The organism is Limnobacter thiooxidans, from assembly GCF_036323495.1.
In the GTDB taxonomy this organism is placed as follows: domain Bacteria; phylum Pseudomonadota; class Gammaproteobacteria; order Burkholderiales; family Burkholderiaceae_B; genus Limnobacter; species Limnobacter thiooxidans.
Map to the genome: position 1 here is coordinate 1,996,402 of NZ_AP028947.1, position 20,878 is coordinate 2,017,279.

14 protein-coding genes and 3 tRNA genes are annotated in these 20,878 nt (G+C 54.1%); 3 read left to right on the forward strand and 14 right to left on the reverse strand.

Features of this window, described 5'->3' with window-relative positions:
• Positions 1-43 precede the first annotated feature (43 nt).
• From RGQ30_RS09180 to RGQ30_RS09205, 6 genes are all read right to left on the reverse strand, one after another.
• Positions 44-133, reverse strand: a tRNA-Ser gene (locus tag RGQ30_RS09180).
• Positions 134-199: 66 nt separating this feature from the next.
• Positions 200-1,546: a DUF3422 family protein gene (locus RGQ30_RS09185; protein ID WP_130556200.1), complete on the reverse strand. Its 1,347-nt coding sequence runs from the start codon at positions 1,544-1,546 to the stop codon at positions 200-202.
• A gap of 19 nt (positions 1,547-1,565) precedes the next feature.
• On the reverse strand, positions 1,566-2,135 hold the full coding sequence (pgsA, locus tag RGQ30_RS09190) for a CDP-diacylglycerol--glycerol-3-phosphate 3-phosphatidyltransferase (RefSeq protein ID WP_130556199.1): 570 nt from the start codon (positions 2,133-2,135) through the stop codon (positions 1,566-1,568).
• Between the two features lie 82 nt (positions 2,136-2,217).
• Positions 2,218-4,221 carry an excinuclease ABC subunit UvrC gene (uvrC, locus tag RGQ30_RS09195; RefSeq protein WP_130556198.1) on the reverse strand — a complete coding sequence of 668 codons (2,004 nt, stop codon included), beginning with the start codon at positions 4,219-4,221 and terminating at the stop codon, positions 2,218-2,220.
• A complete protein-coding gene (locus RGQ30_RS09200; protein ID WP_338284357.1) occupies positions 4,221-4,937 on the reverse strand; it encodes a uracil-DNA glycosylase in 717 nt (238 codons plus the stop codon). The genes uvrC and RGQ30_RS09200 overlap by 1 nt, the downstream gene beginning before the upstream one ends.
• A gap of 51 nt (positions 4,938-4,988) precedes the next feature.
• The gene (locus tag RGQ30_RS09205) at positions 4,989-5,645 is read right to left on the reverse strand and encodes a TetR/AcrR family transcriptional regulator (RefSeq protein ID WP_338284358.1); all 657 of its coding nucleotides are present in this window, start codon (positions 5,643-5,645) and stop codon (positions 4,989-4,991) included.
• An 88-nt stretch (positions 5,646-5,733) separates the two neighbouring features.
• Here RGQ30_RS09205 and RGQ30_RS09210 point away from each other — a divergent pair, with 88 nt between their 5' ends.
• Positions 5,734-8,019, forward strand: coding sequence for a TIM-barrel domain-containing protein (locus RGQ30_RS09210; protein WP_130556196.1), 2,286 nt, complete (start codon positions 5,734-5,736; stop codon positions 8,017-8,019).
• A 3-nt stretch (positions 8,020-8,022) separates the two neighbouring features.
• On the opposite strand, the gene RGQ30_RS09215 is transcribed toward RGQ30_RS09210, so the two are convergent.
• Positions 8,023-9,153: a DUF3734 domain-containing protein gene (locus tag RGQ30_RS09215; protein WP_338284359.1), complete on the reverse strand. Its 1,131-nt coding sequence runs from the start codon at positions 9,151-9,153 to the stop codon at positions 8,023-8,025.
• Between the two features lie 5 nt (positions 9,154-9,158).
• Entirely contained in the window at positions 9,159-13,211 is a 4,053-nt protein-coding gene (gene purL / locus RGQ30_RS09220) for a phosphoribosylformylglycinamidine synthase (protein WP_130556195.1), read from the reverse strand.
• A 104-nt stretch (positions 13,212-13,315) separates the two neighbouring features.
• Between purL and RGQ30_RS09225 the strand changes: the two genes are divergently transcribed.
• The gene (locus RGQ30_RS09225; RefSeq protein ID WP_130556194.1) at positions 13,316-15,067 is read left to right on the forward strand and encodes an NAD(P)H-hydrate dehydratase; all 1,752 of its coding nucleotides are present in this window, start codon (positions 13,316-13,318) and stop codon (positions 15,065-15,067) included.
• Here RGQ30_RS09225 and RGQ30_RS09230 read toward each other — a convergent pair.
• Positions 15,017-15,697: an ABC transporter ATP-binding protein gene (locus tag RGQ30_RS09230; RefSeq protein WP_130556193.1), complete on the reverse strand. Its 681-nt coding sequence runs from the start codon at positions 15,695-15,697 to the stop codon at positions 15,017-15,019. The two genes, RGQ30_RS09225 and RGQ30_RS09230, sit on opposite strands and share 51 nt — an antisense overlap.
• Before the next feature lie 85 nt (positions 15,698-15,782).
• Here RGQ30_RS09230 and RGQ30_RS09235 point away from each other — a divergent pair, with 85 nt between their 5' ends.
• Positions 15,783-16,373, forward strand: a complete 591-nt coding sequence (locus tag RGQ30_RS09235) for an arylesterase (RefSeq protein ID WP_298217079.1) — start codon at positions 15,783-15,785, stop codon at positions 16,371-16,373.
• Positions 16,374-17,102: 729 nt separating this feature from the next.
• Here RGQ30_RS09235 and RGQ30_RS09240 read toward each other — a convergent pair.
• The 5 genes from RGQ30_RS09240 to RGQ30_RS09260 all read right to left on the reverse strand — a co-directional run bounded on the left by RGQ30_RS09240 (position 17,103) and on the right by RGQ30_RS09260 (position 20,867).
• Positions 17,103-19,007: a SurA N-terminal domain-containing protein gene (locus RGQ30_RS09240; protein WP_130556191.1), complete on the reverse strand. Its 1,905-nt coding sequence runs from the start codon at positions 19,005-19,007 to the stop codon at positions 17,103-17,105.
• Positions 19,008-19,125: 118 nt separating this feature from the next.
• A complete protein-coding gene (locus RGQ30_RS09245) occupies positions 19,126-20,187 on the reverse strand; it encodes an ArsO family NAD(P)H-dependent flavin-containing monooxygenase (RefSeq protein WP_130556190.1) in 1,062 nt (353 codons plus the stop codon).
• Positions 20,188-20,274: 87 nt separating this feature from the next.
• A tRNA-Asp gene (locus tag RGQ30_RS09250) sits at positions 20,275-20,351 on the reverse strand.
• Positions 20,352-20,376: 25 nt separating this feature from the next.
• Positions 20,377-20,452, reverse strand: a tRNA-Val gene (locus tag RGQ30_RS09255).
• Between the two features lie 142 nt (positions 20,453-20,594).
• Positions 20,595-20,867, reverse strand: coding sequence for an HU family DNA-binding protein (locus RGQ30_RS09260; protein WP_130556189.1), 273 nt, complete (start codon positions 20,865-20,867; stop codon positions 20,595-20,597).
• Positions 20,868-20,878: the final 11 nt, after the last annotated feature.

A 20,878-nucleotide genomic window follows, 5' to 3' on the forward strand; every position in this document is an offset into this window, starting at 1 on the left:
AAAAACCCGCCGACATGTGCATGAGGGCGGGTTTCAATGTTTTTGGCGGAAGCTGTGAGATTCGAACTCACGGAGGACTCACATCCTCGGCAGTTTTCAAGACTGCTGGTTTAAACCGCTCACCCAAGCTTCCGAGCCCGCAATTATAACCACAATATCCTGAAATTGGAAACAAGCAGCCAAGAATTCTGAAAAATACTCAGGCCTTCAGGCCCATGCGCTTCTTCATGGCGTGCATGCTGACGTACGACAGCACCGCAATCACTGGAATGGCGACAGCCGTGACCAAGTCAGGCGATACAGCCCAGCCCAAACCCTTGGCGCCCTTGGCGAGGTAACCCATCAAGCTGGCGCCGTAATAGGAAATGGCCACAATCGACAAACCTTCCACGGTTTCCTGAAGGCGCAATTGCGCCTTCGCCCGCTTGTCCATGCTGGTCAGCAAACGCTGGTTCTGACTTTCTCGCTCAACCTCAACCCGGGTACGCAGCAACTGGGTCACCCTGGAAATACGAGCTGCCAGTTCGTCTTGACGGCGCGCTGTCCAAGTGCATGTTTTCATGGCGGGCCCTAAGCGACGGTCCATGAATTCGCCGAAAGTCTGCATGCCCACCATGGGAATTTCTTTCAACTCGGCGATGCGCTTTTTCACCAGGTCGGTGTAAGCCTCTGCTGCAGTAAAACGTACCCGGTTTTCGGCACTCAACTGCTCGACCTTGGCGGCCAAGTCAGTCAACTGGCTTAACAGGTGATGATCTATTTCCACATCTGCAGCAGTGACTTCAAGCAAGACCTCGGACTGGCTAGTAGCCGCCATTTCGGTGGCCAGCTTCACCAGCCGATCTTCATAGGAAGACAGCTTGGGCAATGTCGCCCTGGCCACCGGAAAACTCAACAGCGCCATCATGCGGTAAGTTTCCATTTCGATGGTGCGCTGTACCACTCGGCCCAGCTGGCGCGAACCCATTTTCAGGTTGCAGATCAAGATTCGGGTTGCCCCTCGGTCCGCGATCTTCAAATCAGAAAATACCTGCCCTGCCCCATTGGCAATCATGCCGCCAATCAGGGTGTTGCCGTCGAAATAACCCGCCACAGTGCGTGGCTCGCGCGGGGTCTCGGTTTTTTGAACAAACAATTCAATGGCCACCAGCATGGTGCCAGGCAATGAAGCCATCCAGCTCGGCGGCAAACGGCGCGTCACCGGGCGATCAAACACAATGGCGTGGTCGGCGCGTTCAAAAAAGGTCAAGGTGATGAATTCATTGTGGCGTTCAAGACGCAGGCGCAAGGCAGACTCACCACCACACAAACTCAAACTGACCTGGGGTGCAGCAAGCTCGGCATCTGAAACCGGTTTGCACCCACAGTAATCCACCAATGCCAAAAGTTGGGACACAATTTGAGGCGTCACATCCCCCTGCACCAGCAAGGCGATGTGGAACACCCGCTCCTGCGGCCACAGGGTTTCCGTGGGCCTTGAATGCACTTCGTCATTCAGCGATTGCCGCAAGGGGTACTGCTGGGGCAACAGGTTGCTTTTGTTCATGGAAAAAGTGGAAAAGAACTCAGCTTCGGTCGCGGATATCAGGCCAGGCTTTCATCAGGTAGTAGCACATCGACCACACGGTCAATACCGCAGCCACGTAAATGGCCAGTGTGCCAAGCACATGAAAATCGATGCCCATCCAAACTTCATTCACCAACAGCATGGGAATGGCCACCATTTGCGCAATGGTTTTGAATTTACCCAGCCAGTTCACAGCCACGCTGTTGCGCGCACCGATGCTGGCCATCCATTCACGCAAGGCAGAAATGGTGATTTCACGACCGATGATGATCAACGCGAGAAAGGGGCCAATGCGGCCCAGATCTACAAGAACAATCAGCGCAGCGCCGACCATCAACTTGTCAGCCACCGGATCCAGAAATGCGCCAAATGCCGAGGTCTGATTCCAGCGACGGGCCAGGTATCCATCGACCGCATCGGTGATGGCTGCAAAAATAAACACCCAGGCACCCACCCAGTTCTGCATGGAAATGGACATGACGGTTTCGGGCAGAAAATAAATGCCAACGACCAGGGGGATGAGAACAATCCGGACCCAGGTCAGGATCATGGGCAGGTTCAGTGGCATAGATGCTCTTCTTTTGTTAGGTAAATACACTCTTTAGAGGTACAGAATATATCAGCGCACACACCGCTTGAGGCGCAATTCTTCAATGCAAACGCCGATAAATTTCTTCAGCCAGTGTTTTGGAGATGCCGTCCACGGTTTGAAGGTCTTCCACACTGGCAGCCTTCACGCCGCGCAAGCCGCCAAATCGCGTCAACAGCTTCTGCTTTCTACGGGCTCCAATGCCTTCAATTTCATCCAGCTCGGACACCTGCCGCGCCTTGGCACGCTTGGCCCGCATGCCGGTGATGGCAAATCGGTGGGCCTCGTCGCGAATCTGGGCAATCAGCATCAGGGCCGGGTGACCTGGCCCCAGCTCAAGGCTTGGCCTGCCATCGGGAAATACCAGCGTTTCAAGGCCCACCTTTCGGTTCTCGCCTTTTTGCACGCCCACAATTAGGCTGATGTCCAGGCCCAGTTGCTCAAACACCTGCCGGGCCACTTCAATCTGGCCCTTGCCACCGTCAATCAACACAATATGCGGCATCACGATCGGGGTTTTGCCTTCACGCTGGTATCGCCGTGTCACAGCCTGTCTCATGGCTGCATAATCGTCTCCCGGTGTAATGCCTTCAATGTTGTAGCGCCGGTATTCGCGGCTTTGCATGTCGTGGTTGTGGAACACAACACACGAAGCCTGCGTGGCCTCGCCCGCTGTGTGGGAAATGTCAAAACACTCCACACGCAATGTGGCCAGCAAATCCACTTCTTCAGGCGGCGCTTCGCCTTGTTGACCCAATGCCTGTTCGGTGCCAGCGGGAATATCCGCCTCGGCTGCGGCCTTGCCCACTGAAGGGGTTTTAAGCACGCCGCCCAGCATATTGACTGCATCACCGGCTTGATATGCTTCCTCCAGCCGTGCCTCCAGCCCCAGTGTTTCCACCAGCGCACGCGTGCGAAATTGGGCAGACCCCTGCTCCGCAATTCGGCGCTGAATGGCAATTTGGGCATTGTCCACCGCCATGTCCAACCACTTGCGTCGCTCGCTTTGCGGTTGGCGAATCAGGTTGATTTTTTTACCCGCTTGCTGACTCAAGGCCATCAGCAATTCAGGTGCGTCGAGGTCTTGGTTCACAATCAACAGGTTGGGAATTGGCCGGTCCACATAGGCCTGGCTCAAAAAGGCTTCCAGCACCTCGGGGCCAATATCCTCAGTGGCCTGTGCCACGCTGGGGAACATGGGTTTGTCACCCAGATGGCGACCACCCCGCACCATGGCTAGGTTGACGCACACGGCACCACCCTGAATCACCACGGCGATCACGTCTGCATCGTCGTCACCACCTGTGGTATCGACCGATTGCTTCTGAAGAACCCGGCTTAGCGCACCCAACTGGTTGCGGTACATCGCCGCTTTTTCAAATTCCAGCAAACCGCTGGCTTCCAGCATTTTTTCTTCGAGGTTGGCCAACACCGATTTGTGATCACCCCGCAAAAAACGGGACGCTGCATCCACATCCTTCGCATAGTCTTCCGGACTGATCCAGTTCACGCAAGGCGCGCTGCACCGTTGAATCTGGGCCTGCAAACAGGGGCGCGAACGGTGGGCAAACACCGTGTCTTCACAGGTGCGCAACAGGAACACACGCTGAAGAACCTGGATGCTTTCCTTCACTGCCCAGGCATTTGGAAAAGGTCCAAAAAACTGCGAGCGTTTGTCCACCGCACCGCGGTAATAGGCCACACGCGGATAAGTGTGATTGGTCAGACGCAGATAGGGGTAGCTTTTGTCGTCCCTGAACAGAATGTTGTAGCGTGGGCTCAAGCTCTTGATCAGGTTGTTTTCCAGCAGAAGCGCTTCTGCTTCCGTGCGCGTGGGTGTCACATCAACACGCACAATACGCTCGACCATGTGGCTGGTGCGCGGGCTGGCGTGGGTCTTCTGGAAATAGGAAGACACCCGCTTTTTCAGGTTCTTCGCCTTGCCCACGTACATCACCACACCGTTTGCATCGATCATGCGATACACACCTGGCCGCGTGGTCAGGTCTCTCAGAAACACGGCGATATCAAACGGTGCATCCAGCGATTGTTGCTCCTGCGTCATCACTGCCCTTTTGCCTTCAGGTATTGACTGATCGAATCGAGTACCCCTTCGAACATGGGCGTGGTCAAGCGGCCTGTCTGCGTGTTGTATCGGCTGACGTGGTAACTGTCGAACAGGCGAAACGCGCCCAGGTCATGTTCGGCCGCATGCCCGAACTTGAATGCGCTTTGTTTGAGCTGCATGGCTTTCAATACGGCCTGGTGGCCCACCAAACCCAATGCCAGCACGGCACGTGGCGGGTGCGCATTGAATTCATGGGCAATATATCCGTTGCAGGTTTTCACTTCGGCTGGTGTGGGTTTGTTCTCGGGGGGCACACATTTCACCGCATTGCTGACGCGTGCATTCACAAGCACCAGTCCATCACCCACTGCCGTGGAAACAGGTTTGCTGGCGAAACCGAATTTGTGCAAGGTGCTGTACAACAAGTCGCCGCAGAAGTCGCCCGTGAAAGGCCGGCCACTTCGATTGGCACCATGCAGGCCGGGGGCCAGGCCAACAATCAGCAAGTCCGCATCGGCAGGGCCAAAAGGTGGCACCGGGCCATTGAAATGGTCTGGAAACTTGACCCGGTTTTGTTCATGAAATTGGGCAAGGCGCGGGCACGCTGTGCAATTCACATCAAACACCTTGGCGGGCCATTGCTGATCCATGGCAAGGGGTTGCCATCGGGATGCAGCGGAAGTGATGGCCGATTTGTCAGGCGCTTTGCTCATTGAGGGAGGTTCCAGATTGATTGGCCTCCATTCTAACGGTTTTGAGTACAGTCAGATTGCGTGTGGCGCACACAGGTCCGATTCAGGAAACAGCACACTGGCTACCCGATGCATGTGTTGCAAGGTTTGATCCTTCAATTCAGGGGAAATGAATTCGGCCGCAAAAAGCCGGCTGCCAAGATGCTCAATTGCAATGCAGCAGGCTTCAACAAGTGCTGAAGGTGGTGAATAGCCGGCAAGGCTCGCATGTTCCTGCAATAACTGTCCCAAAGCCTGCAACATCTGCGCTCGCGGCGCATAGGCAGGTGAGTCCTCTATTCTTGCTTCACGATAAATGGCACGAACAACAGGGCCCGCATTGCACCCCCATTCCACATAGGCCCGAAGGGCAAGGGTCAATTGCTGTTCCGGGCTGTGCGCATGGGCCACTGCATCAACAACACCCTGAAGCAAGGTGTCATTGGCTTGCCGAACCAGCAACTCCAGCACTTCTTCCTTGTTGGAAAACAGGGAATAAAAGGTAGGCCGGGAAATGCCAGAGGCCTGAATCAAATCATCCACACGAAGCGACTTGTAATCGACATTGCCGTAAACACTGGCAGCACAATCCAGTACTTTTTGTCGACTGCGATCTCGATCCTGATCAGTCAACACAGGGCGACCAGCCATGCGTTTGACGGGTGGAACAACATCGGATGACTTGGGCATGGTGACCATAGGTAAAATTGCACTTCTATTATTTTAATATGCTTGTTAAATTAATACTTGCATTTAAAACTACCAATCATAAAAATTGATGCAAAAAATACTCCTGTCCTTGATGTACCTGATCGCAAGTGGGTTGCTGGTGTCCTGTGTAGACTCGGACACAGAACCTGTATCGCGCGGGGTCAGCATTTCCCCCAGTGAGACTGATCCGGTTATTCAGTCAACCCGGTTTAATTACCAGGCTGAATCCACAGGTTTGCAGTTTCAGAATCAAGCCGGTCAAGTTGTGCTTGAAAGCATGCCTTTTGACCGCCAAGGCGCACCAATCGCGTTGGCAATCAATGAACCGCTAGGGTCCAACAACCTGCCTGAACTGGCCTCGTATGCCGGTATTTCCTACGAGGTGGGGGGACAGGTCAACCCGGAATGGCCAGCAGGCCCCTGGGTGGGAAATATATTGACGGGTGCCTCTGCTGGCCTGGTTTTTCATGCCCGCGAGTTACTGGAGGACACGCAGGCCAACGGGGTTAGAACACTCACCTACTCCACCAACGACCCGGCAGGGCGGCGTATTCAGGTGTCTGCAAAAGCTGCGGAAATGGGTTCACAGGAAGTGTCGGTTTCGGTGGAACCCGCACTGGGAGTCAGCAGCATAGGCCTGGCTTTCAAAATGAAAGCCGACGAGGCATTTTATGGATTTGGCGGTCGACACAATTCGCTGAATCAACGCGGCAACGATGTGATCTCATATATTCAGGCCCAAAACTTGGGTGCAGGCCCGCTGCAACCGGGTGTCAATGTGCTGCCGGGCACTCAGGGTGAAACTTACCTGTTCCCCTCCGGGCCAGATGCAGCCTATTACGTACAAGCCGGATTTGTATCCAGCAAAGGCTATTCGTTTCTACTGGACGACACACGCCTTGCGGTGTTTCGAATGGGTACACAGCGCGATGGAGGGGCTGCTGCGCAGGCTTGGCGGGTCTCGGTGGCAGGTGCCTCCACGCGTTTCCTGGTGGCCGCCGGAGATGTGAAGGAAGCCACTGCAAAGTTGTCTGGCATCAACGGCCGGCATAGAACACCGCCAGATTGGGCGCTTGGCCCAGTGATATCCCGCACCATCCGCACCTTGGGTGCACAGGCAGACAATGCAGACACCTACATGGCGAAGGTCAACGACGACCTTGAAATGTTGCGCGTGCTGAAACTCCCGGTGCGCGGCTATGCCTTTGAAGCCTGGGACATTCTTCCCCGAGAGTTCACCCGGGAAACCATCCGCAAACTCAACAGCATGGGCCTTAAAAGCTATTTGTACATTCGCAATTATGTGGGGGTGGACATTGCCAATACCGAACGCCCGGAAACTTTCTCGCAAGCAATCCTGAACGGCTACCTTGCACGTACACCCGGTGGTTTGCCCTACTTTTTCGGCTCAACCTTCTTCGTTGGTGTGGGTGGCGTGATTGATTTTACAAACCCGAAAGCCGTGCAATGGTGGAAAGGTCGAGTCCTGGAAATGCTGGAACTTGGTGCAGATGGATTCATGCAGGACTTTGGCGAGAACGTGCTAAACAGCATGCAGTTTTCAGACGGCAGCACGGGCGTTACCCTGCACAACGCCTACCCCACCCTGTTTCACAAGGTCACGCGACAAATTCTGGATGAATACAAACTGGAGACTGGCCGCGATATTTTTTTCTACACCCGTGCCGGGTTCTCGGGTCGACACGCGCTAGGTGGCAGTTCGGCCAGTTTCGAAAACTCAAATTTCCCCGGTGATGAATCCACCGACTGGTCACGGGCTTCAGGCATTGCATCCCTGACTACAAACATGCTGAACCGTGCGGTTGGCGGCGCATGGGGCTTTAATACCGACATTGGTGGGTACATTGACCTGATCACCCCGGTGACCAGCAAGGAACTGTTCATTCGCTGGACACAATGGGCTGCCCTGTCACCCGTGTTCCGCGTACACAATTCGGCCAGCAAAGGTGTTCGAATGCCTTGGTCGTTTGATGATGAAACCGTGGAAATTTTCCGAACCTATGCCGCACTTCATCAAAGGGCCACGCCCTACATTCTGAAGACCTGGCAGGCGGGACAAACCACGGGCCTACCGCCCACGCGGCCGCTTTGGCTGATGTTTCCAGACGACCCGCAAGCCGTGACACAAGACCAGATGTGGATGCTGGGTGACGATGTGCTGGTAGCACCCGTGGTGACAGAAGGCAGCACCATGAGGGAAGTTTATTTCCCTATTGGCTGCTGGCAAGACCCTGAAAACAAAGCGGAGTACACCGGGCCGTCGACAAAATCCATATCTGCCCCTTTGAACAAACTGCCCTACTTTTTCCGATGCGGCAGCAACCCTTTTTGATTTTCACCCAGTTCGCTTGTGCTTGAAATCAAACACCTTCACCCCATCCACAGGTCGCTTCCTGTTGATCCATTCGGGCTGTGCGAGCGTGAACTGCACATCCTCCAAGCCCGACTGCCAGTGCTCATTCACCGACAAGCGTGAAAACTCGTAGTCTTTCGAATGCACTTCATATTCTTTCTGGCGGTAAATCAGGTGTGCAATCGTGATGGCGGAATCGCAACTCCAGTGTTTCAGCAACTTGAGGTCTTTGTCATCCAGCACAGTTTGATCCGGGTACTCTCGCAGCAAGCGAGCGATGGTGTGGCGCACCTGTTGGGTTTGTTTGAACACCTTGGTGTTCAAACGGGTTCGGCTTGAATAACGAATGTCACTGATGCGCTGTGACACATCGAACAAATCCTCGGGCATCGGGCCCTCGGCACTGAACAAATCCACCTGAAAAATACACATGTCATCGCGATACTGCTCATCAATGACATATTGCAGAGGTGTGTTGGAAACCAGGCCGCCATCCCAATACCATTCGCCGTCAATTTCAATTGGCGGAAAACCCTCAGGCAATGAACCGCTGGCCATGATGTGTTCTGGCCGTATCTCGATTTTTTTGGAATCAAAATAGGTGAAGTTGCCACTTTTCACATTCACTGCGCCCACGCTCAGGCGTATGTCGCCATTGTTGATCCGGTCAAAATCAATCAACTCAAGCAAAGTGTCTTTCAGTGGAGACGTGTCGTAAACACTGATTTTGTGATTGCCTGCGGGGTAAAACGGGTTGAGAAATGCCCATGGGCTGTGGGGCTTGAAAAAACCGGGAACCCCCCAAGCCGCAACCAAACCCGCATTCAGCCGGTTGTACAGCACACGCCCCTGCTCGCCGAAAGACACGTGGGGCATTTGAAGGTTGGAGGATACAAGCTCCCAAAAAGCGCGCAGTTTTTTGACGCGCTGATCAGGTGGGTTGCCTGCAATGATTGCCGAGTTGATTGAGCCGATTGATATGCCCGCGAGCCAGTCCGGGTCATACCCGGCTTCGTGAAGAGCCGCATAGGCGCCAGCCTGATACGACCCCAGGGCGCCTCCGCCCTGCAAAACCAAAACCGACTTTTCTTTCCACTCTTTGTTTGCAAGCAATAGATTTATCCCAAATTTTTTCGCGCATTGTAGAAAATGCGCATCCACGGAGAAAACTCACCGACATCCTTCGGTGACCAGCTCATTTGCACATTGCGGAACACGCGTTCCGGGTGCGGCATCATGATGGTAAACCGACCGTCCGGTGTCGTAAACCCGGAGAGTGCTTCTGGACTTCCATTGGGGTTGAATGGGTACTGCTGCGTGGGCTGGCCTTGCGAATCGACATACTGCACAGCCACCAAACCGGCCGCAGTCAATGCGCGGTGATCGCCTTGCCGTGAAAAGTCTGCACGGCCTTCACCGTGCGCCACCACCACGGGCACCACCGACCCTTCCATGCCTTGCAGCAAAATCGAAGGTGACTTGTTGATCTTCACATTCACCAGGCGCGCTTCATACTGCTCGCTTTCATTGCGCATCAGCTTGGGCCAGTGCGTGGCACCGGGAATCAGGTCAGCCAATGTGGCCATCATCTGGCAACCGTTGCACACACCCAGCCCGAACACATCACCCCGACCAAAAAACTCGGCAAACTGATCAGCCAGAATGCTGTTGTAGCGAATGGTTTTCGCCCAGCCCTCGCCGGCACCCAGCACGTCACCATAGCTGAAACCACCACATGCTGCCAGGCCCTGAAATTCAGCCAGCTTGCGCTTTCCAGTCAACAGGTCACTCATGTGCACGTCCACAGCCTCAAAACCTGCCAGTGTGAATGCAGCCGCCATTTCCAACTGGCCATTCACACCCTGTTCGCGCAGTACGGCCACACGTGGCTTCACACCTGTTGCAATGAACGGCGCTGCCGGGTTTTCAGTGATGTCAAAGGCAGGCTGCCACACCAGGCCATTGGGCAATTCAGCCGCGGCCTTGTGTTCACTTTCTGCACAGGCCGGGTTGTCGCGGCGCTTGGCGATCTGGTAGCTGGTGTCGTCCCAGATGCTTTGCAATTTGCTGCGGCTTTCCGAATAAATGCACTTGGCATCGCGGTAAAACTCGATGACATCGCGGTCGTTGGGCTTGCCAATGATGTTGCTGTACTTGCTCAAGCTGAAGTCGCGCAGCACTTGCATGGCCTCGCTTTTCTGCGCGGCAGGCACCTGCAACACCACACCCAGTTCTTCGTTGAAGAGGGCCTTCAGCGTCAATTCACCACGCTGCACACTCACCTGCTCAGGGCGAATCTTGAAGTCGCCCCAGTCGGCTGAATATGGATCAATCGTGATCAGGTCCAGGTTGATCGACAAACCGGTGCGGCTTGCGAAACTCATTTCAGCCAGCGCGGCCATCAAACCACCGTCTGAACGGTCGTGGTAAGCATGAACCAAGCCCTTCTCGCGCAGGGCGTTGATGGCGAGTGCAAAATTCTTCAGGTCTGCAGCGTCTTCCACATCAGGTGTTGCGTCGCCCAACTGGTTCGTCACCTGGGCCAGCACGCTGGCACCCATGCGCATTTTGCCGCGCGCCAAATCGACCAGCACCAGCACTGTGTCTGCATCGGTTTTCAACACAGGGGTCAATGTGCCGCGCACATCACTAACCTTCGAAAAGGCTGTCACGATCAGGCTGACCGGTGAAGTCACTTCTTTTTGTACATCGCCTTCATTCCAGCGGGTGCGCATTGAAAGCGAATCCTTGCCTACCGGAATGCCCAGGCCCAATTGGGGGCACAAATCCATGCCAATCGCTTTGACAGTGTCAAACAGTGCCGCATCCTGGCCCGACGTGCCACAGGCCGCCATCCAGTTCGCACTCAGTTTCACGTCTTCGAGCTTTTCAATGGGGGCTGCCAACAGGTTGGTCAGGCTTTCGGCAATTGCCATGCGGCCTGAAGCGGGTGCATTCAACACCGCCAACGGTGTGCGCTCGCCCATGGCCATCGCCTGGCCGGTATAGCCTGTGTAATCGTCCAGCGTTACGGCCACGTCAGCCACAGGCACTTGGTGCGAGCCGACCATTTGGTCGCGTGCTGTGAAGCCGCCGACCGTGCGGTCACCAATCGTGATGAGGAACCGCTTGGAAGCCACTGCAGGAAACTTCAAGACCTGCTCAATCGCCTCAGCCAATGCAGTTTGGGTCAGGTCCATTTCCGCTTTCACTGTTTCAACGCGTTTGTCGTTGCGTTCCATGCGCGGCGGCTTGCCCAACAACACTTCCATGGGCATATCCACTGGGTTGCTGGTGCTTTCCGCATCAAGCACTTTCAACTGGCGTTCATCGGTGACCACACCCACCACGCAGAATGGACAACGCTCGCGTTCGCACAACTGCGTGAACAGCTCAAGTGACTCGGGCGCAATGCCCATCACATAGCGTTCCTGGGATTCATTGCACCAGATTTCAGCCGGGCTCAAACCACTTTCGTCCAGGTTCACCTTGCGCAAATCAAATTCAGCGCCCTTGTTCGATGAATCAGCGAGTTCTGGGAATGCGTTGGAGATGCCACCCGCGCCCACGTCGTGAATGCTCAAAATCGGGTTGGCTTCGCCCATTGTCCAGCAACGGTCCAGCACTTCCTGCGCACGGCGTTCCATTTCGGGGTTGGCGCGCTGCACAGAATCAAAGTCCAGCGACTCGGTGTTGGTTCCGGCATTCATGGAAGAAGCTGCGCCACCACCCATGCCAATCCGCATGCCGGGGCCACCCAGCTGAATCAGCAAACTGCCCGCTGGCAATTCGCACTTGTGCGTGTGCACCTCGCGAATATTGCCCAGGCCACCCGCGATCATGATGGGCTTGTGATAACCATAAACCCGATCGCCAACGCGCTGCTCGAATGTACGGAAATAACCACCCAGGTTGGGGCGACCGAATTCGTTGTTGAATGCGGCCGCACCAATGGGACCATCAATCATGATTTGTTCAGGCGTGGCAATGCGCGAAGGAATGCCAACTGGCTGTGGTGTATCTGAGCGCTGCTCAAGCGGCACCAGGGCGTCTTGCCCGCTTTCCCAGCTTTCAGTGCTTCCTTCAAACCGCAAATGGGAGGTAGTGAATCCACACAAACCGGCTTTTGGTTTTGCGCCGCGGCCAGTTGCACCTTCATCACGAATTTCACCGCCTGAACCTGTGGCTGCACCGGCGTACGGCGAAATGGCCGTGGGGTGGTTGTGGGTTTCAACCTTGATCACGAAATGCGTGGTTTCCGCATGCGGACGGTACACGCCATCTGCATCAGCAAAGAAACGTTCAGCCTGGCCACCTGCAATCACCGCTGCGTTGTCGGAATACGCAACCACTGTGCCTTGCGGCGTGGTTTTGTGGGTGTTGCGGATCATTCCAAACAGGGTTTCACTTTGTGCTTCACCGTCAATGGTCCAGGTCGCATTGAAAATCTTGTGACGGCAGTGCTCACTGTTGGCCTGCGCGAACATCATCAATTCCACGTCCGTGGGGGAACGGCCCATCGTGGTGTAGGCGTCCAGCAGGTAGTCAATTTCATCGTCGCTCAAGGCCAGGCCCAATTCGCTGTTGGCTTTCACCAAGGCGTTGCGACCCCCACCAGCCTGGTTCAATTCTACAATCTGCAGGCTTTTGCCTTGCAGCGGCAGGAACAGGCTTTTGACATCAAATCCATCAGGCAGCACAGTTTCTGTCATTCGGTCGTAAAGCGCTGATTTCAAGGCCGCGAGCGCCTGCCCATCGGGCAATTTCGTTCCACCCAACAAACCCTTTTTGAAGCTCAACTGGAATTCAATGCCGCGTTCCATGCGCACCACCTGCGCAAGGCCCGCATTGTGGGCAATGTCCGTGGCCTTGGAGGCCCATGGGCTGACTGTGCCCAAACGGGGCACCACCACGCACGCAACATCCACACGATCCAGCGCCGGGGCTGGATGACCGTAATCCAGCAACCCTTCCATCACCAGGCGGGCTTGCCCCTCAAGTGCACCTTTGGCTGCCACGAAATGCACAAAATGCGCACGAACCGCAGACACATTGGAATCGATCGCCTGAAGGCGCTTCAACAAGCCTTCTGAACGAAATGCAGACAGGGCGGACGCGCCATTGAAGGTGGAAACATCGAATTGATCAGCCGAAGACAGGGCAAGAGACATGACAGCAGGAGGGGTGGTTGAGGTAATCTTGAATTATAAGTGCTACAGCCCGCTTGGCGGACCCAAAGCCTTGATAAACCACCTTGAATTTCCATGGAAATTAGATGCTCCCATCGACCCGCTTGCAACCTGCCTTGAACCCCGACAACCTCACCCACGCAAACTGGCAACAGCCGGGGCACGACACCCTGCCCGTGCTGTCGGTGCAGCAGGTTCGTTCGCTTGAACACGCCGCCTTTGCGCAGACCGATTCCTTTCTCTTGATGCAGGCAGCAGGCCTGCGGACAGCGCTGAAAATCGCGGATCAAATTGCACACAGTGAACCGCACAACCTGCGCTGCGTGGTACTGGCAGGCCCTGGCAACAATGGCGGCGACGCCTGCATTGTTGCCGGTGAATTGAAACGGCAAGGGCTTGAAGTGGCGCTCTACCAGGTCACAGAAGAAAAAACCGGCAGCAAAGACCGCATGCAGGCTGTGCTGTGGGCGTTGGCCCATGGTGTTCAACCTGTCGAAATTCAAGACAGTGCACAGTTGCCCGACATCAACACAAATACACTGGTGGTGGATGGCTTGCTGGGCATCGCCTGCAATCGTGCCCCCGAAGGGCTCATCAAGTCGTTGATTCGGCATGTCAACGACCGCGTGAAGCAGATCAACAGCCAAACGCGACACAAGCAGGTTAGGGTAATTGCGCTGGATTGCCCCAGCGGGGTGAACTGCGACACCGGCGATGCCCCCGGTGAAGCCATTTATGCCCACACCACATTCAGCTACTTGGCTTGCAAACACGGTTTACTGACCGGCCAGGGCAAAACACTGACTGGCGACTTGTGGATTGACGACCTGAATTGTGGTGAGCTGCTGGATGAACTGCTCACCGGGCCGCTCACGGAGACACTTGAGCAAACAAGCAATAAGCCTGTTTTCGGGAAATCAATACTCGCTTTATCCAGAGTAGACCAATTGCAACGACTACCCCTGCGCGGTCATGAACACCACAAAGGCAGCTTCGGAAGTATTGCAGTTCTGGGCGGTCAACAGGGCATGGTCGGCGCATGTGTGTTGAGTGCGAGAACCGCACTGCAACTGGGTTGCGGCCGTGTCGCCCTAAGTTTGCTGGGCGAGACTGACGCGCATTTGCCTGATGTTCAACAGCAAGGGCAAACCCTGTTTCTCGATCTTGTATTTCCCGAGATCATGAACAAAGGCTTGGAAAGCAACCTGGAATTCGCTGACATCGCCACAATTGGCCCGGGCCTGGGCCAAAGCGAGGAAGCCCTTCAAATGCTGCTGGCCGTGCTGGAACACGACAAAGGCCTGCACATGGTTTGGGACGCCGACGCACTGAATTTGCTCGCCAACAACGCCAGTTTGCGTGCACGGTTTAAACATTACCGAAGCAAACACCCCACAAGAGCGCTGGTGCTGACCCCCCACCCGCTTGAAGCCGCCCGCCTGCTTCAGAGCACAACCGAGATGGTTCAGGCTGACAGGCATGCTGCAGCACAGGCTATCTCAGAACGTTTCAACTGCACCGTGGTACTGAAAGGCCCGGGCAGCCTGATCTGCAATGGCAAAAGCATAGAAATCAACATCACCGGCGGACCCGCTTTAGGCACCGCAGGCAGCGGCGATGTACTGGCCGGCGCCATCGCAGCCCTGTTGGGCCAGGGCTTGAATGAATTTGATGCGGCTGCCTTTGGGGTTTATCTGCATGGCCTGGCTGTAGAGCCAACCCATGGGGAACAACATGGGCTGTTGATTTCACACGCCAGTGAAATTGCAGTAAGAATGAAAAACAGCTTAAACAGCCTCTTGAACCAGCTTGCCCGCCACCACAGTCAATTGCCTTGAGCACCGGGCGGCCAGCTTTTCATCGTGTGTAACCAGGACTAGGGTGGTCCCCTGCTCCTTTTGCAGCGCAAACATCAAATCAATAATGCGTTGCCCGGTTGCGAAATCCAGGCTGCCTGTGGGTTCATCGGCAAACACCACACTGGGCTTGCGTACAAACGCACGCGCCAGGGCAACCCGCTGCTGCTCACCCCCTGAAAGGGTTTTCGGTGTGTGATTCAACCTGTCGCCCAACCCGACACGTTCCAGCATGTCCCGGCAGGCTTTCTCGCGATTCGGCATGGCTGTAAGCTCGGTTGCCAGCATCACGTTTTCCAGTGCACTCAAGTGATCAAGCAACTGAAAAGACTGAAATACGAAACCGACATGCTCGGCGCGAATCGTTGCCCGCTTGTCTTCGTTAAGTTGTGTCAAGTCGTGACCCAAAAAACGAACTACGCCGCCCGATGGAATGTCCAACCCAGCGAGCATGCCCAGCAAGGTGGATTTTCCAGAACCGGAAGCACCCACGATTGCGACGGCTTCGCCTTGATTTATAGTGAACGAAATGTTCTCAAGAATGGATAGACTGCTTTCGCCATCTTGAACCAATTGATTTAAACCTTCGACTTCGAGGATTGCACGACTCATGATTGCCTTTACTGTTTCCAGAACTATTGCCTGTACATCAAAAAAAATTAAATCTGCCTTGGTGCTTGGCCTGTTCGCAGTGGGAATGTCATCCAGTGTATCCAGCTTTGCAGCTGGCACCGCCAAGGACTGCAAAATACTGGTGATGGGCGACAGCCTTTCAGCCGCTTACGGTTTGGCCAAGGAACAGGGCTGGGTTGCATTGATGGAGACCCGTTTGGCCGAAAAGTTCCCACACTGCAAAGTGGTGAATGCCTCAGTATCCGGAGAAACCACGGCAGGTGGCAAAACACGGCTGGGTGCCTTGCTGAAACAGCACCAGCCCACGCACATGATTCTTGAATTGGGGGCGAATGACGGGTTGCGCGGCTTGTCTCTGGACACGATGAAAGACAACCTGACCAATATGCTTGTTTCTGCACGTCGAAGCGAAACGCAAGCCGTGTTGATTGGTATGCAAATTCCATCCAATTACGGGCCTGCGTATGCACGCCGATTCGGCGATACTTTCACGGAAATTGCACGCAAGCAGAAAGTACCCTTGGTGCCATTCATGCTGGAAGGATTTGCGCTTGATCCAGCATCCTTTCAAGCCGACGGAATTCATCCGAATGCTGGCGCGCAACCCAAGATTCTTGAAAACTTGTGGCCGACTATTGCAGCGACATTGAAGTAAAGCGCAGGCGGTTCTCTGTTTATTCAGGCGCATGCCGTTCTTGGTTTACTCAGGCGCATGCCCTACTTCCGCCAGAAAGCCTGTATTTCCCTTTTTGAAATTCACACTGACTCAACGTGATTCGGCAAAAAAGATGGCCGAACACGGTGTCGGCTGATCGCCGAACGTTGCGTGTGAATTCAAAACGGGCAGGCTTTCTTGAATGGCGGTGCGAGGGCAATGCTGCCTTTGCAAACTTGAAAGGCAGCGCCTGCGACTTGTGGTGAGTGACATGCGACTTGCAACCGTTGGTGAGCACCGACCGCGGACTTATGCGTGATCGCAACCCGGGGGTGTTCGTTGTCACAAGCCTTTTACCGGTGTTAGTTACAGCCTGAGATGTGTCCATTGTCACCAGCTGTTAACCAGCGCAAGTTCGCAGCCTGTGAGGTGTTCGTTTGCTGCATCATCTTGCCGATTCAGGGCAAGGCTTCCCGGCTGATTCGCAGCGCGGGGCGATTGCGCTAGCAATCTATGCGAAGACGCGCTCGCGTTTCGCATTCCCCAAGCCAGAATCATCAAGACGGGAAAAAAAGCCTTGTCCAAGGCGAGATGAGCGGCAAAGAACTCCGACCCAAAGGCCTGCGCTACGAAAGCACTGATGAGTGGCAACGAACACCGCACAATCGCTGCGCTACGAAAGCACTGATGAGCAGCAACGAACACCGTACAATCGCTGCGCAACGAACGTCAGAATGTCTTCTTGATTTCCACTTCAACCCGCTTCTTCATGGAATCACGCGCTGCAAGCAACAGGGCTTCCTGATACACCTGCCCTGCAATGTTTTCGTAATACTGCACAACCTGAGGGTCAGCCTTGGCCTTGATCTCAGCAGACGGTGCACTGCTTTCCACCCAAGCTACAGCATAACCATTGGCTCCCAATCCAACCACCTTCGCCTTGGGCAATTCGGACACACCGGTGTTCAGCACAGATTGAGCCACCAACCCAGGCAAACCTGCTGCACCCAAGGCAGACACGGTTTTTGAATCAGAAAATCCAGCCAATACTTCAGCGCCAGAGACGGGCTTTTCGGTATCGAGTTTTGCAGCCAGTGCTTCTGCATCTTTCAATGCTGCCTTGGTTGCTTCGTCTTGAGTCAATCGAGCCACGATCGAATTACGAACCTCAGCAATCGGACGCGCAGTCGCTGCCGTGTAATTCACGATGCGTGCTGAAACCATTGCCTCACCCACCTGAAGGGCTTTGGTGTTGTTCTTGTTCTGAATGGATTCAGTAGAGAAAATCTCTGCTTGAACCTTACTGTCTTTCAATGCGTCTGGCAGGTTGGGCAAACCGGGCGTCAGCGCGTTGAAAGTTTGAACCTGCAGACCCAATGCCTTGACTGCGTTGTCAAACGACTGTCCACCCTCGTATACCAGCTCGGTAAAACGACCCTGCGCGTCCGCATATTGAGCAGTCATTTTCTGACTCTTGATCTCATCGGAAATTATCGCTTTCACGGAATCCAGCGCCTGCACTTCGCCACCACGTATGTCAGTGACCTCAACAATGTGATATCCAAACTGGCTTTTGACCAGGCCGCTCAACTCGCCCTTCTTCTGGGAAAAAACCGCCTGTTCGAATTCAGGAACCATTGCCCCTTTGGCGAAGAAGCCCAAGTCGCCACCCTGTACTGCCGAGCCAGGATCAATTGAGTTCTGCTTGGCCAATTCAGCAAATTTGCCAGGGTTGGCTTTCAACTCCGCAAGTACCTTTTCAGCCCTGGCTTTCAATTCTTCAGTTGTAGATCCTTCTTTCTCCGCATCCATCAGAATGTGACGGGCACGTCGTTCTTCAGGCGTAGAGAAGCGAGCCTTGTTTTGCTCGTAGTAGGCAGCAATGTCCGCATCAGTCAGCTCAATCTTTGCCTTGATGGAATCAGGAGAAAGCACAACGTATTCAACATCAGCTTTTTGAGCCGCCATGAACTGAGCTTTGTTTGTTTCATAAAAAGCGGAAATTTGCTCTTCTGTAATCTTGACGTTGGCTGCATAAGCAGCAAGATCAATATTCTTTACACGAACCACACGGCCCGCCAATTGAACATCGTCCAGCTGGGCTTTAAGTGTTCCAGGGAAAAAAGAGGCGCGCAAAACCGGATCAAGCACTTGATTGCGCGCAAGTCCAAACCGCACATTGGCTTCATGCTGTGTGGGCGTCAAACCACGGGCTGCAAGCTCTCGCTTGTAGGTTTCCAGATCAAATTTGCCATCCACCTGAAACAAGGGAGTACGTGAAATGTCTTCGGCCAAAGCTTTGTCAGAGGCAGTCAAATACTGCTTCTGAACAGACTGTTGCAACAAGTACTGCAGCACCAGGGTATCGAGCAACTGCCGATTGATTTCAGGCGACTCAAACACTTTCGGATCAAAGTTGTCCCCCGACTGCGCGCGCGCTTCTTCAATTCGCTGGCGCTTTACTTCATCGAACTCTTCCTGACTGATCGGATAATCGCCCACAATGGCCAGAGCATTGGCATCCGCGCTGACTGTGTTGTATCCCTCAAGCCCAAACAGGGCAAACGCGGGCGCAATAAACAACAGCAGTACGAACTGCATAATTTTCTGATTGTTTCGGATGAATTCAAACATGTTTTTTGTGGTGGCTAGACGTTAAACGACAAGCGGATACTATACCCGAAGCAGGCCCATTCCTGACTGCGCACCCGGCAGTTTGCGCCAGCGGCCACCAACCGCCACGCGTACAAGTTCAATGCGCAAGATAGCCCGCAATTTCCAAAGCGGTGGATTTGGCATGGCGCTGCACGCCTATTAAAGTAGCCGACGCAAAGCCACACCAGTCGCCATAACCCACAAACCACAGACCAGGTATACGGTTGCTGCGGGTACCCGTGGTATCGATGTGACCTTCCTCATCGCGAATATTCAATCTGTTTACATGAGCCGAATCAGCCTGAAAACCAGTACACCACACCACGGCGTCAAACAGCTGTTCCTGCCCGTCCTGCCAAACCACCCCACGCTTTGAGAATTCCACAAAAGCTTCACGTGCCTGCAACACACCTCGCACGCGTGCGTCTTTGACAGAATCAATCATGACAACGTCACCAAAACCACCTGGCAGGTCAGTCACTGCCCTCCCCTCTGACTGGGCTTTCCAGCGCAAAGTAGCGCGTTCAAACAACACCCGCCCATCGACATCGTCTGGTAGAAAAGTAGGTGGAGTTAGCGTCACCCAAGTGGTTTGAGCCACATATGAAATTTCAGCCAGAATTTGTGCAGCGGAATTGCCTCCACCCACGATCAATACCTTTTTTCCAGTAAAAGCAGCGGGAGTCCGGTAATACGCAGAATGAATCTGTTGACCCTCATAAAGCGCCGAATTTGCATACTGAGGAATGAACGGATTGCCCCACGTTCCCGTCGCACTCACCAGGGCCCGGCACTGAAACACTTGCCTGTCGCAGGTTTGCACTTCGAACAAGCCATCGCGCTGTTCAACAGAAATGACCCTGGCCGGACGAATGATTTCAAAGTCATATCGGGCTTCATACGCCTGAAGATAGGCAATCAGCTCGGACTTCGTAGGGTAAATGTTGTTGGATGTCAGCCCCCAACCGGGCAGAGAACTCCATTGTGCGGGTGAAAACAGCTTCAGGGAATCCCAAGCCTTGAGCCAGGCGCCACCTGAAGATTCCTGACCATCCAGCAGCAAAGTTTCAATGCCAAGGCGTTTCAGAAAATAGGCCGTGGCCAATCCGGACTGGCCTGCGCCAACAATGATCAAATCGACTTTGCGGGGTGAACTCAAGAACGTGCTCCTTCACTGGGAATGCACAGTGTACAGACAAGAAAAAAGCCCTTGAGATTTTTAGGTCTCAAGGGCTTTTCTTACTGCTGGCGGAGTGGACGGGGCTCGAACCCGCGACCCCCGGCGTGACAGGCCGGTATTCTAACCAACTGAACTACCACTCCAAAGTTGGTTGCTGTTTCGCAATGTTGGTGGGTGCTGAGAGGCTCGAACTCCCGACCTAAGCCTTGTAAGGGCTCCGCTCTACCAACTGAGCTAAGCACCCGATATTCACTATTTCAGAAGAGTGTTTGCTGTGAAGCTTTGCTCTTTTTTCTTAGTGACTGTCGTGTTGCGAATCAGCCAAGATCGCAATTATATACAAATTCGCTCAGCCTGCAATACCTTTTTTCAAAAAAATTTTAAATTTAATTCACAGCTTCTTTCAAGGCTTTGCCAGGGCGGAATTTAGGCACTTTGGCGGCCTTGATTTTGATGGTTGCACCTGTGCGTGGGTTGCGGCCGCTACGCGCAGCACGCTTGCCAACAGCAAACGTTCCAAAACCAACCAAAGTCACTGAACCACCTTTTTTCAAGGTTGTTTTAACTGCAGCAATCATGGCATCCAAAGCACGACCAGCAGCCGCTTTGGAAATTTCTGCAGAATCAGCAATTTGATCGATCAGTTCGGTTTTATTCATGTAAAAGGCCC